Below are 14,244 nucleotides of genomic sequence, written 5' to 3' on the forward strand. Positions count from 1 at the left end.
AAATGAGACGGGCTTTGCTCGTTGTTATTTTTTCAAGTGGAAAGGCACGGTAATGACAATCAGGTTTTTCCGGAGCAGCAAAGCAGCGCGGATGAGAAAACCTGACTGGTTATGAAGGATATTCTGCCAGCCCTTTTTAGGGATAAACTGCGGAATCACTACGGTCACCCGGTAATTCAACTCATTGGCCTTGTGCTCCACGGTATCCAAAAATTTCATCAATGGATGAATAATGCTCCGGTAAGGAGAATATAAGGTGGCGAGCCGGATATCGGGCTGCCACTTCTTCCATTTGGCTTCAAATTTCTTTTCATCTTCTTTATCAAAAGCGACATAAACGGCAATTATTTGATCTACTGACAGCGAACGGGCGTAGTCGATGGAAGTTTCCACGACTTGTGTGATACCCGCAACCGGAATGATCATCACGTTGCCTTCAACAGATACGGCTTTAGCATGGGCCGAAATCCGGAGCTGATCGGCCACCGCGTTATAATGATTTTTGATGCGATGGAAAATATAAATGATCACCGGCAGGAAAACCAGAATGGACCATACTTGAGTAAATTTCGTTAAGAAAAAGATAATGGTCACTGTAAAGCAGATCAAGGCACCAGCCGAGTTGATGAATAGCTTCGTCTCCCAGTCTTTCGGTTTTTCACGGATCCATTTTATCATCATGCCGGTTTGCGACAAGGTAAACGGGATGAAAACCCCTACCGCATAAAGCGGAATCAGCCGTTCTGTATGGCCGCCAAATGCCACAATCAGCAAAATGGAGGCAAGTCCGAGAATGAGAATGCCATTGGAATAGCCCAGCCGGTCTCCTCTGACAGTAAACATCCTTGGAATGAATTTATCTGTTGCCAAATTGACAGCCAGCAAAGGGAAAGCGGAATAGCCGGTGTTGGCTGCCAAAATCAAAATCAATGCCGTGGTCCCTTGGACAAAAAAGTATAGGAAGTTCCGGCCGAATGTTTCTTCGGCAATTTGGGAAACCACCGTTACTTCAGCAAGGGGCGAAATGCCATAGTAATAGGCCAGGAAAACGATTCCCGTGAACAAGAGGCCTAACAGGATCCCCATCGCCGCCAAAGTTTTAGCGGCATTGACCGGAGCCGGTTCTTTAAAGTTGGGTATCGCATTGGATATCGCTTCGACTCCTGTCAGCGCCGAACTTCCTGAGGCAAACGCACGCAACAGGATAAATAAACTGATTCCCGCAACAGGCGTGCCAAGCTGCGGATGCAGATCAGAAGGCACTGTGCCGGTCAGAATATGATAAATGCCGGCACCGATCAAAACAAAAAGGGCGAATACGAATAAATAGACAGGGTAAGCCAAAATCGAAGCCGATTCTGTGACTCCCCGCAAGTTCAAAAGCGTGAGAAAGACCACAAAAGACACAGCAATTGCAATATTATGGCCATGGAGGCCGGGGAAAGCAGATGTCAGGGCATCCGTGCCAGCTGATACACTAACCGATACGGTCAAAATATAATCAACCAGCAAGGAGCCTCCGGCAACCAGACTGGGATTGATTCCTAAATTTTCTTTTGCCACCATATAGGCGCCCCCGCCATGGGGATAGGCAAAAATGATTTGCCGATAAGATAAAATCAGCACAGTCAAAAGCACCAACACTGCGCAGGCAATCGGAATAGTATACCAGAACGCTACCGCACCTACCGTGATTAAGACAATCAATATTTGTTCAGGTCCATAGGCTACAGAAGAAAGAGCATCTGAAGAAAGAATAGCTAAGGCTTTCTTTTTATTGAGTCTTTGTTCGCCCAGCATATTTGTTTTTAACGGCCGGCCGATCAATAATCGTTTTATCATAGAAACCATTGTTTGCACCTTCCATAGTCAAAAATGATTTTTTTATAAAAAACACTCTATGATTTCAGGTAAATTCTTGTCTGCTCTAATGAAATGCTCCGCATCCCGGCTCTCTTTAAGATTTCTGGACATACCTCCTGTTAAAAGCAGGCATAATAAAAAGACCTGCTTTTACTCAATCCGCTTGTTTTGATGCAAAAAAGCTTCCCGAATAAAGGGGGTCCTTGGACCTCCTTCGCTTTAGCCGACGAAGTTAGCTGACGGGCAGGATGGCGAAAGAGTTGCTCTCATCCCTTCTGCCAAAGCGCAGAATTAGCCCCAAAAGATTGGTTCCTCCGTTCCTGTTTCCAGGATTTAGCCGAGGTATTTAGTTGTTGATGAACGTTATTCTACTCCGCTTTTTATAAAAGTCAACATTAAATAATCGGAAGGAAAAAGCTTTTGAAAGGCATAGAAACGATAAAAAAACGGTCCTGCTTTTAGGGCAGGCGCCGGTCTTTGGCTATGGATAAAATCAGTCTTCAAAGTAATAGCTATTTCTTAGTTCTTTTAAATTAATGCACAAAACTAAATAATAATCGAAGCTCTTTATGGAATTTATTCATACAATTTTTATGGGCTACGGTAAAAGATGCAGGCATGGTAGGATAGAAGAAACTTCTCGTTGCATCTGAAGAGAACGGAATGGAGGAAACGAAACATGGAAGCTTTGCCGAATTGCCCGGTATGCGGTTCTGAATACACATACGAAGATGGGAATATGCTTGTTTGCCCGGAATGTGCGCACGAATGGACGCCAGGTGCAGAAGCGGAAACCGCTGAAACCGAAAAAGCCGTCAGAGACGCTAATGGGAATATCCTGGCTGATGGCGATTCTGTCACAGTCATCAAAGACTTGAAAGTAAAAGGCAGTTCGTCCATCCTGAAAATCGGCACGAAAGTGAAGGGGATCCGATTAGTAGAGGGCGATCACAACATCGACTGCAAAATTGACGGTTTTGGCCCGATGAAATTAAAATCAGAGTTTGTTAAAAAAAATTAATGCCGTTTTACATGACGCGCAAATCAGTACCATGGAAAACCGGGCCGTGCGCCTGGTTTTTTTCTGTAGAAGGAATCTGCCCAAGAAAGGGTAAACATTGTTTAACTCGGCTGATTTAGCGATAATAATAAGTATCTGATATGGATTGAAAGAAGGATCAGCTGATGAATGTGGTGCTGAATAAAACAAAAATCAAAAACTTATGCGGCGACGCAGCTTATAAAAAAGGGAAGTCCTATTTCCTGAGCGGGAAAGTTGAACTGGATCCGGGGACGCAAAACAGCTCTTCAATCACAGGGACTGTAAAAGCCGGAAGCCGTTTTCAAGTAACGGTGCAAACAAACATAAATGAACAAATAGAAGCTACATGCAGTTGCCCTCCAGTAGGGTTCATCAAGACTTACTGTCAGCATATCGCAGCGGTTTTGCTGGCCATTGAAGAACGGCAGCGTGCAGAAAATCCGATGGCGGACAGGCTGCTTGGGCTATTCGGCAATCAGCCGGTGCAGCCGAGCGGCAAACAGCTGCATTTCGATAAACGGCAGACGCTTCATGTGGAATTCCTTTGCTCACCTATTGATCTTGGGGATGCGGGATTTGTAATAGGGGTCAGGCTGAATGTCGGCGATAATTCCCTGAAACGCATTCCGGAGCCTTTGGAATTTTTGCGGAAAGTTGGCATGCGCCAGCCGTTCGAATACTCCCCGGGCCGCATCTATAATCCAGAGCGCCATAACTTCAGCCGGGAAACCGATGCTGTGCTGAGTTTATTAACGAAAATGCAGCCGATCAAAGCTGACTTGGCGAAAGGGGCGCTGCTGATTTCAGCGGCTGAATGGGAACTCCTGCTGCCTTTATTGGAAGCTGCTCCTGCTGTGGCATTTGAGCAGGAAGGCAGGTTGTACGACGGTGTCCATTACGGTGACAGACTTCCACTGGCTTTTGAGCTGGATAATACAGCAGATGCAGGTTATCGGCTTGAAATGGAGGGCCTTGAACGAATTACCGTTTTTGAGTCCTATGGTTATGCTTTTTCAGAAGGCCAATGGTTCCAGATGGAAGCAGAAGACGGCAAGCGGCTTGCGGAGCTGAAAAAAATGTTCGGTGAAACCGGGAAACAGGAACTGCTGATTCCGGAAGTGAAAATCAGCCACTTCATGGAGACGGCCATTTCCGGCTTAATGCGGCTCGGTCAAGTGGATATTGCGGAAAGGGCATCGAGAGGGCTGAAAGAAACCCCGCTGAAAGCGAAGCTGTTTCTGGACCGTGTCAACAATCGGCTGCTGGCGGGGCTGGAATTCCATTACGGCCGGCAGTCCATCAATCCATGTGAAGAGATGGAGCAGGGCTATCAATATTTGCCGGGTGTAAGGCGCCAGCTCGATAAGGAACAGCGCATTTTGAAAAAGATTCAGGATAGCCAGTTCACGCAGACTCCGGGCGGCTTTTACCTGCAGGATGAAGAAGCTGAATACGATTTTCTTTATCACGCTGTTCCGGAACTGGAGGAGCTGGTGAAAATCTATGCGACAACTTCAGTGAAACTGCGTGTCCAAAAGGCGTATATGGGTCCGAAAATTAAAGTGGAAGTCAAGGAACGTACAGATTGGCTGTCATTCCGATTTGACATGAAAGAAATTCCGGAAAAGGAAATTCAGCAGCTCCTGAAGGCGATTGCCGAGAAAAGGAAATATTACCGGGTTCCGAACGGCACGTTGATGTCACTGGAAACGCCGGAATTCTGGGCGATGGGTGACTTTATCGGTGAACTCGGGCTTTCCGCAGAGGAACTGGACGAAGAAGAAATCCGCGTACCGCTGATTCATGGCATGCAATTAGCGGAGGGCCTTGAAGAACACGGTCTGGCAGAGCCCGGTGAAGCATTCGCAAAGCTCATGAAAAACCTGGGAGACCCCGATAAGCTGGACGAAGCTGTGCCGACGTCTTTAGAGCCGGTGCTCCGTAACTACCAAAAAACCGGCTTCAGCTGGATGAAGCTATTGGCGGCTTATCGCTTCGGCGGTATTCTGGCAGATGATATGGGGCTCGGAAAAACATTGCAGAGCATCGCTTATATCGTGTCGGTGCTGCCGGAAGTGCATAAGCGCAAACAGCCAGTCCTCGTCGTTTGTCCTTCATCGCTTGTATACAACTGGCTCAACGAGCTGGAAAAATTCGCTCCTGAAATCCAGGCGAAGATTATCGATGGCAACCGGACGTCAAGGGTGTCGGCGCTGAAAAACCTGGACGCTTGCGACGTCGTCATCACATCCTATCCTTCCTTGCGGATGGACGGGACGCTTTACCGGGACAAGCAGTTCCATACCGTCTTTTTCGATGAAGCCCAAGCATTTAAAAACCCGGTGACCCAAACGGCAAAATCGGTAAAAGCCATTCAAGCGGATTATCGATTCGCATTAACGGGAACACCTATAGAGAACTCACTGGATGAGCTTTGGTCCATTTTTCGGGTGGTATTTCCGGAACTGCTGCCGAACAGGCAGGCATTTAGCGAATTAAGACGCCAAAATGTGGCCAAAAGGATCCGGCCGTTTATCCTGCGGCGCACGAAAAAAGAAGTGTTAGGGGAATTGCCGGAGAAAATAGAAACGGTGCAATTCTCAGAACTGCAGACGGAACAAAAAAAGCTGTACGCGGCTTATTTGGCGGAATTGAAACACGATGCGTTGAAACATTTGACAAAAGGCAGTTTCCGGAAGAACCGGATAAAAATCCTCGCCGGATTGACCCGCCTGAGGCAGATTTGTTGCCATCCGGCGTTATTCGTCGAAGGATATGCCGGCGGATCGGCAAAATTTGATCAATTGATGGAAATCGTGGAAGAATGCCGCCTTTCCGGCCGGCGTGTGCTGATTTTCTCGCAGTTTACCCAAATGCTCGGAATCATCGGGCGTAATCTCGGAAAGCATGGCTTGCCTTATTTTTATTTGGACGGGCAAACCCCGCCTTCGGAGCGGGTGGCGATGTGTGAGCGATTCAATGAAGGGGAAGGGAACCTGTTTTTAATTTCCCTGAAAGCGGGCGGAACCGGCTTGAATCTGACGGGAGCCGATACAGTCATTTTATATGACCTCTGGTGGAATCCAGCTGTCGAACAGCAGGCTGCGGACCGTGCACACCGCATGGGGCAGGAAAATGAAGTGCAAGTCATCCGGATGCTCGCGAAAGGCACCATTGAAGAAAAAATCAGCGAACTCCAGGAGAAAAAGAAAAACCTTATTGACGAAGTCATCCATTCGGGGCAGGAGTCGCTTACTGCCTTGACGGAACAGGATATAAGGGAAATACTGATGATTAAATAAGAGGTGATTGGATGGATGCCAGAAAGATTACCGAAAAGATACAAACCCATAAGCCGGAAGTGCTTGGAAGCCGGGATTTTGCGAAATTTGCGATTCTCTTGCCATTGATTGAAAAAGATGGGGAAATCCATGTCCTGTTTGAGAAAAGAGCAGAAACGCTCCGGAAACAGCCGGGGGAAGTATGTTTTCCAGGGGGCAGGATTGATCCGCAGGACCCTTCGCCGGAATCTGCTGCTTTGCGCGAAACCGATGAAGAACTTGGAATCAGTGAAGACGAAATTTCGGCCGTGTTCCCGCTTGATTACATGGTGTCCCCGTTTGGTATGATCATTTACGCGTTTGCGGGTTTTATTGACCCGGCAGCGGAGTTCAAGCCGAACCCTGCAGAAGTGGGAGAGCTGTTCAGTGTGCCACTGTCTTTTTTCCTTGAAAATCCACCGCGGGTCTACCAAATCAACTTTGATGTCCAGCCGGAGGAAAGTTTTCCTTATGACCTGATTGTGGGGGGACGGGATTACAGCTGGAGAACGCGGAATTTGGAGGAATATTTTTATCTCTACGAAGACAAAGTAATCTGGGGACTGACCGCCAGAATCCTGTCGCATTTTATTGATATCATCAAATAAGGAAGTGTTGCAGCGAAAGCCTGTTAATAGGTTTCGAAGCAACACTTTTTATTTATCATTTCAAACAATGGGTTCGGGTCTTTTTTCTTAATTTTTTCAGTATTTCAAAAGATGCCTTTCGAAAACTTGTATATAAGTGTATGATTATTCACATTACGTGATAATATTGTTCATTTTGGAAGGAGTGCTTCATCTTGTTGACCATCAATGAATTGGAAATCGTACAAAGCACAACGAAGAAAGATAAGCCATCACAAGACCAGGTCTCTTTTGGAACCATATTCACTGACCATATGTTCACGATGGAATATGAAACGGGCAAAGGCTGGCATGAACCGAAAATCGTTCCTTACGCTCCCATTACATTAGATCCGGCGGCGATGATTTTTCATTATGGCCAAACGGTTTTTGAAGGGCTGAAAGCTTACCGTACAGAAGAAGGACGCGTCTTATTGTTCCGTCCGGAAAAGAATTTTGAACGCCTGAACCTATCGAGCGAACGCTTAAGCATCCCGCCGATTGATGAAAAGGCAGTGCTGGAATATCTGACGAAGCTGATTGAACTTGAAAAAGACTGGGTGCCTTCAACGGCAGGAACGTCGCTGTATATCCGCCCGTTCATCATCTCAACAGAAGCCAATCTCGCTGTTGGACCGTCCCGGACTTATAAATTCATGGTCATCCTGTCACCTGTCGGTTCATATTTCACAGGCGGATTAAAGCCGGTGACGATCCATGTGGAGGATCAGTTCACAAGAGCCGTAAAAGGCGGTACCGGAATGGCGAAGACAGCCGGCAACTATTCTTCAGGCTACCAGGCGCAGGCCAATGCGAAAAAGCTTGGCAATGCGGATGTGCTGTGGCTTGATGGTGTAGAAAAGAAATACATCGAAGAAGTCGGCAGCATGAACATTTTCTTCAAAATTAATGGTGAAGTGGTGACACCTGCGCTAAACGGCAGCATCCTGAAAGGGATTACCCGCATGTCGATTATTGAATTGCTGGGTACTTGGGGAATTTCTGTCACTGAGAAAAAAATCTCCATCGATGAACTTTATCAGGCATTCCAGGACGGTTTGATCGAAGAAGTATTCGGCACCGGAACGGCAGCCGTCATTTCACCAGTAGGCGAGCTTAACTGGCAAGGCAAGAAAATGGTCATCAATAACCATGAAATCGGGGAATTGTCCCAAAAACTATATGACACAATCACTGGCATTCAGACCGGAAAAGTGGAAGATTCACTTGGCTGGACAGTGGAAGTGAAATAAAAAAAAACAGCCGACCCCTTAAGGGACCGGCTGTTTTTCTGTTTATTTCTTAATGCTGAATAATGGCGATTCTTTAATGATTTTCTGGCCGTCAAGCGTGATGGTGATAACGGCTTTGTACTGGGCAACATCCAGATCCTTTGTTCCCAGGTTAAAGATGTACTGGTTGTCGGACAGGTCATAGCGGAACAAATTGCCGATTGTTGCGTTCGAAGTGGAAGTCGCTTGAGTTTCATTGCCGACAGTGTCTTTTGGTCCTTTGACCAGATGGATGGTAGCAGATGCATCTTTCACAAACTGGCTGCCGTCCGAAATCTGGAATTTAACCGGAACGGTTCTGTTTTTCTGGAATGCGCTCGTGCCATCAGCTTTGACCGGATCAAGAACACCACTGAAGTTGTAGACGTGGTAAGACATGGTATACGTGCTTGTGTTGCCGGCTTTGTCGCTGACTGAAACAGAAACCGTCTGCTTGCCTGTTTTAGATGTATCCAATTTGGTTGACGTGATTTGAAGCTTGGAATCGTATTCGTCAGCAGCAAGTGGAGTGACTTCTACCACTTGGTCTTTGATAAAGCGCTGTCCGTCAAACAAGCCCTGCAAACCGCTGATGACTGGAGCCGTGTTGTCCACCGTATAGCTGATCGAACCGGTTGTTTGGTTGCCGGCTGCGTCCAGCGCCGTAACGTTCAGCGTATGGGTGCCTTCAGAAGTGACCAATTCATCCGCTTGCACTTTTCCTAAATGGGCATCTGTTGCTGTGTAGTAAGTTCCGCCAGCCAAAGCTTCAGCCAGTGACTTGCTTGTGTAATGGTCACCGTTTTTCAACTGGAACGCGATTTCCGGATTTTTGTTGTCCACTGTATACGAAACGCTATCAGTTGCGCTGTTGCCTGCTGCGTCCATGACGGTTAATGTCAAAGTATGCGTGCCTTCAGCAGCATCAATTTTATCTGCAGAAACTACGCTGACGACGCCGTTGTTATCTGAAGCAGTAAAATAATCTTTCGGCAGATTTGCAGATTGGTAGAAACCGCCGTTCTTCAAGTTGAATGAAACTTCAGGAGCTGAATCATCCACTGTGTAAGTGACGGTTTCAACAGAAGCGTTGCCCGCTTTATCTGTAGCTGTTACAGAGAAAGTGTGAGTGCCTTCTTCAAATTTCAATGAATCGGCTACAATTTTTTCGTCATCCAGGTTGGCGTCTTGGGCTGTGTAGAATTCAGCAAGCTGTTTCAAGTAAGCGGACGTATAAAAGCCGCCGTTCGCCAGTTTTTCGGCATCAATCGCAATAACCGGAGCAACCGTATCGACTGTATAGTTTACAGTTTTTGTTGTTTCATTGCCGGCCAAGTCTACGGCTGTCACAGAAGCCTGATGGTTGCCGTCTGCTGTTGCAAAGCCGTCCGTTTTCGTACTGTAGAGGTTGGAGTCAGTTACGGAATAAAATTCTTTTACGGCGCTTAATGCGCTTTGGTTATAGAAACGACCTTCTTCCAAGTAAATCGCCACTTCGGGTTTGGTATCGTCAATGGTATAAGAAGCTTTCGCGCTGTTTGTATGGCCAGCAAGGTCAGTCGCTTCAACCGTTAAAGACTGAAGGCCTTCAGTCAAAACAGGATCTGCCGAGACAGTTTTCGATTTGTCCAAGTTGTCATCCTGTACGTCAAAGTACGGGCTGAATGTCTTGAAATGGGAAGATGTATAGAAACCGCCGTCTTCAAAGTTAAATGAAATCGTCGGCACGTCGTTATCAACGATATATGTGATGGATTTCTCCACTTTATTGCCGGCTTTATCTTGAGCGGAGATAACAACTGTGTGCTCACCGTCTGTCAAATCCAGCGGGTCTGCCTGGGAAGAAGCCAGGTTTTGTTCGCTGATTGAATAATAGTCGGCTTGCAATGCTTTTAAAGCATCCGCGCTGTAAACGCCGCCGTTTGCCAATTGGGAAGTGATTACCGGAAGCGTATTATCAACCGTGTAATTAACAGAGGCATTTCCAACATTTCCGTAAGCATCAGTTGCCGTAACTTGCAGGGAATGCGCTCCTTCTTCTCTGCTCCAACCGGCAATGCTGGCGTTCCAACTGCTTTCATCTTTCACGCTGTATTCCGGCTGTTCCGGCAATTGGCTCGACTGGTAAAAGCCGCCGTTGATCGGATTAGCTATTGAAACGGTTGGGGCAGTGGTGTCGCTGGCAAAAACTAAAATCGGTAGATTGTCTACATCAACGTTATTAAGGTTATTACCGGAACCTTTGCCGCTTTCATTTACTATAGTTACTTTGACTGGCACGCTAAAAGCTTTAGGTGAAGCCTTGCTCGCATCGACCGTAATTTCAACGTTCAGAGCTGAAAAAGTTTTCCCTTCAAAATTGATTGCTTTAGGCGTGTCTGAAACAATTTTATCGCCTACCAAATAATATTTGGTATCAACAAACAATTTGCCTTTTGTGTTCGGAGTTCCATCTCCGTACGATAAAGTGATATTAAACTTCTTCGATGTGCCTTGTTTGATTTGGACATTCCCTTGGCTGATGGCTGTAAACTCCGCCGCCGAAACCAATTCAGCTGCCAAAGTCGTGCTCGTTGAAATAACCCCCGATAACAAGACCGCTGACAATACAGTTAATCCTTTTGCTGCTTTTTGACTCTTTTTCTTTCCCAATTCTTTTCCCCCTTTTTAGTAAAAGCTTTTTCTCCCAGATCACAATGCCAGTTGGTGAATCGATAATCATGAACTGGTTTTAAGAAATTAAATATTGAGTAATTTATGATAAACAATGACTTATGAACTAAGTTAGTAAAGTAAATGACTTAATCCTTCGCTCATTTAATATAAATTACCTATTGAATGGATTATAGCACCATATATTTTGAAAAAATAGCTAAATTTAATAGAAAATTCACTAAAATTTGTTATTGTTATAGTGACATAAGTATTATCTTTTTATTAAGAGTCGGGACTGCGGGATTCTTTGAATATTTTATTCAAGAGAAATTATAGGAGATGAAAAATTAGAAAGCATTTGCTTTAAAGGGATTTCTAAAAAAGAGGGGAATTACTACTTAAACACTTAAATAGAGAAAGGGGACAAGTGGATGGAGAATGTCACGGAAGGATTTATTCCAGTCAAAGGAGGGAACGTCTGGTACCGGATCACTGGCAATGGTCCTGGCATCCCGTTGCTGTTATTGCACGGCGGGCCAGGCGGAAAAAGCAGTGACAAAGATCCGCTGCGGCAATTGGGGATGGAACGCTCGGTAATTCAGTATGATCAGTTGGGCTGCGGAAAATCAGGGCACCCCGTAGATAAGGATCTATGGACAGTGGAGCGTTATGTAGAAGAGCTGGAGCATGTTGTCGAGGCGCTTGAGCTGGAAGAATTTCATCTTCTCGGCCATTCCTGGGGATCCATGCTTGCGGCTTCTTATCTATTTAAAAAGCCTCCCGGCGTACGAAGTGTCATTTTTTCGGGACCGGCGTTGAGCGCCCACCGATGGGTTACGGATCAGCGGAATTATTTGAAAGAATTGCCGGAGGAATTGCAGGACGCCATCGAGCAAAGTGAACGGGACGAAACGACAGATTCAGAAGAATACCAGCAGGCGATGATGGCATTCTACAAGCGCCATATGTGCCGCCTCGATCCTTGGCCAAAAGAGATGAAGGAAGACTTTGAAGGAACGAACAACCGCATCTATCATTATATGTGGGGAGCTTCGGAATTCACTGTTACTGGTACGTTGAAGGATTTTGATGCGACCGAACGTCTGCATGAAATTGAAATCCCGGCTCTTTTCACTTGCGGACGCTACGACGAAGCGACGCCTGAAACAACTGAATACTACGCAAATCTGGCTCCGGATTCGGAATTCCATGTCTTTGAGAAGAGCTCCCATATGCCGTCGCTTGAAGAACCGGAAGCTTATGTGGAAACGATTCGGGAATGGGTAAACCGCCAGGAATTGCGGCCAGGCGCATAGAAGAAAGAGTTTTGACGAAGAACCGGCATCCTGAAACGAATAGCTGCGTTGCGAGATGCTTCTGATTTATCAAAGGCTCTAAAGAGTTGGGAAGCAGTAAAGTGACATATTTATAAGAATGGTCATTTCCCGGGAAATAGTAGTAGAAGGGGAAATTCAAAAATAGAAAGCAAAGAGCAAAGCGTTTTCCTTAAAAAGGGAAAGCGCTTTTTCATTATTTAAACTTCAACTTTAAAAAAGCCTTTCCTATGTTTTAAACATTCTGATCAGATTTTATAAAAGGAAAATATACTCTTAATTTATTCTTACAACTGAAAAAGTAAATCAAGCTGAGAAATGGGATCTTTACTTCCCGATAAACATGCCATAAGCAATCTCCAAGAAGAATAGATTAACGGTTAAAATCTGTAAAAAAGTATTGGAATAATGATTTTAAGGTTTCACCAAACAATAGATAAGGTGAATCCATAAATTACAATGCTTTAAATTTAAAGGAATAAAGCCTGTATTCTAGGCAAATACTCCTTATTATAATACGAAAAAAATTAAAAAAGAGTATGGCTCGTTACCATTGTCGGAAAATATATTTTTTTCTAAATATTATATTTATATTAAGAAAATACATGTTATCATTGCAATAATATAAAGCAAGGCAACAGGAGGCGAAGCAGATGATCACTTTTTTCGGAGCACTTTTATTACTGGTTCTAGGGTATGCGCTTTATTCAAAATTTATTGAAAAAGTATTCGGAGTTGATGACGATACACCGACACCCGCTTATACGAAAAGGGACAACCTTGATTTTATTCCAATGAGCTGGTGGAAAGGCAACTTGATCCAACTATTGAATATTGCGGGGCTCGGACCAATCTATGGGGCAGTGGCCGGAGCCTTATATGGTCCAGTGGCATTTATTTGGATTGTGGTGGGCTGCATCTTTGCTGGCGGAGTACACGATTATTTCTCTGGAATGATGTCATTGCGCCATGGAGGCGCACAATTCCCGACCATTGTCGGGCGTTATCTTGGCAAGCATATGAAGCTTTTCATCAACGGGATTTCATTGGTGCTAATGCTATTAGTTGCAGCTGCATTTACTGCGGGGCCGGCTCAGCTGATTTCCCAAATCTCACCGCTTAGTTTTATAGCAGCTTTAGCCCTTATCTTCTTTTATTTCATTCTTGCTACGATTTTGCCGATCAACCGTATTATCGGCCGCATTTATCCGCTTTTGGGAGGCATTCTTCTGTTCATGGCCATTTCGGTGGCGATTGCACTGGTATTCTCTGGAAAACCAATGCCGAACCTGACGTTAGCCAATTTGCATCCTGGAGAGCTGCCGATCTGGCCGCTCTTGATGGTGACCATTTCATGTGGAGCCATTTCTGGATTCCATTGCACACAAAGCCCTATCATCGCATGTACGATGAAAAAAGAAACAGATGGTCGTAAGATTTTCTACGGCGCTATGGTCATTGAAGGAATTATCGCTTTGATTTGGGCAGCAGCGGGAATGACGTTTTTCAACGGCACTGGTGGACTTCAAGCGGCTTTAGCTGCTGGAGGACCTTCAGGTGTGGTTAATGAAATCTCGATCTCCTTATTGGGATCAATGGGAGGTATTCTAGCAATACTTGGAGTCATCATCTTGCCGATTACAACAGGTGATACGGCATTGCGCTCATCCCGCATGATTGTTACAGACATCCTTTCGAAATTCACCGACATGGAGGGCAAGTGGAAAATCCTTTTGGTGACGATTCCATTGGCAATTCCAACGTTTTACCTGTCAACAATTGATTATACATTCCTGTGGAGATACGTTGGATGGACCAATCAGGTCGTAGCGACCGTTATGCTGTGGACAGCGACCGTCTTTTTGCTGAGAAGCTATAAATTTCATTGGATTGCGGGAGTCCCTGCAAGCTTTATGACAGGTGTTATATCCACTTATATCTTTTACGCACCTGAAGGGTTGAACATGGACTACCAAATTTCCATGATCATCGGTTCCTGCATTACTTTAACTGTTCTGCTCTGGTATGCGGCACAAATCATCAAATACAGAAGCTTTAAGGCAAGCGATTCCGAATATGCAGCTTGAAAGAAGAGGCTTGGATTTAATTCCAGGTCTCTTTTTTTTTCGGCTT

Annotated in this window: 8 protein-coding genes and 1 riboswitch; of the genes, 6 read left to right on the plus strand and 2 right to left on the minus strand. The window is 45.4% G+C overall.

What is annotated here, in order from left to right; translation table 11 throughout:
* Window positions 1-24 precede the first annotated feature (24 nt).
* A complete protein-coding gene (gene kimA, locus AC3AQ9_RS11755; protein WP_488307678.1) occupies window positions 25-1,851 on the minus strand; it encodes a potassium transporter KimA in 1,827 nt (608 codons plus the stop codon).
* 218 nt (window positions 1,852-2,069) lie between these two features.
* A riboswitch (cyclic di-AMP (ydaO/yuaA leader) is annotated at window positions 2,070-2,212 on the minus strand.
* A gap of 330 nt (window positions 2,213-2,542) precedes the next feature.
* Here kimA and AC3AQ9_RS11760 point away from each other — a divergent pair.
* From AC3AQ9_RS11760 to AC3AQ9_RS11775, 4 genes are all read left to right on the plus strand, one after another.
* Complete coding sequence (locus AC3AQ9_RS11760) at window positions 2,543-2,884, plus strand: zinc ribbon domain-containing protein YjdM (RefSeq protein WP_488307679.1); 342 nt, start codon at window positions 2,543-2,545, stop codon at window positions 2,882-2,884.
* 164 nt (window positions 2,885-3,048) lie between these two features.
* Window positions 3,049-6,207: a DEAD/DEAH box helicase gene (locus tag AC3AQ9_RS11765; protein WP_488307680.1), complete on the plus strand. Its 3,159-nt coding sequence runs from the start codon at window positions 3,049-3,051 to the stop codon at window positions 6,205-6,207.
* An 11-nt stretch (window positions 6,208-6,218) separates the two neighbouring features.
* Window positions 6,219-6,833 carry an NUDIX hydrolase gene (locus tag AC3AQ9_RS11770; RefSeq protein ID WP_488307681.1) on the plus strand — a complete coding sequence of 205 codons (615 nt, stop codon included), beginning with the start codon at window positions 6,219-6,221 and terminating at the stop codon, window positions 6,831-6,833.
* Between the two features lie 197 nt (window positions 6,834-7,030).
* Window positions 7,031-8,104, plus strand: coding sequence for a branched-chain amino acid aminotransferase (locus AC3AQ9_RS11775; RefSeq protein WP_488307861.1), 1,074 nt, complete (start codon window positions 7,031-7,033; stop codon window positions 8,102-8,104).
* 42 nt (window positions 8,105-8,146) lie between these two features.
* On the opposite strand, the gene AC3AQ9_RS11780 is transcribed toward AC3AQ9_RS11775, so the two are convergent.
* Window positions 8,147-10,774, minus strand: a complete 2,628-nt coding sequence (locus tag AC3AQ9_RS11780; protein WP_488307682.1) for an Ig-like domain-containing protein — start codon at window positions 10,772-10,774, stop codon at window positions 8,147-8,149.
* Window positions 10,775-11,208: 434 nt separating this feature from the next.
* On the opposite strand from AC3AQ9_RS11780, the gene AC3AQ9_RS11785 reads away from it, so the two are divergent.
* Both AC3AQ9_RS11785 and AC3AQ9_RS11790 read left to right on the plus strand, forming a co-directional pair.
* On the plus strand, window positions 11,209-12,093 hold the full coding sequence (locus AC3AQ9_RS11785) for a proline iminopeptidase-family hydrolase (RefSeq protein WP_488307683.1): 885 nt from the start codon (window positions 11,209-11,211) through the stop codon (window positions 12,091-12,093).
* Window positions 12,094-12,764: 671 nt separating this feature from the next.
* On the plus strand, window positions 12,765-14,198 hold the full coding sequence (locus AC3AQ9_RS11790) for a carbon starvation CstA family protein (protein WP_488307684.1): 1,434 nt from the start codon (window positions 12,765-12,767) through the stop codon (window positions 14,196-14,198).
* Window positions 14,199-14,244: the final 46 nt, after the last annotated feature.

The sequence above is a fragment of the Planococcus sp. VCh962 genome, assembly GCF_057748275.1.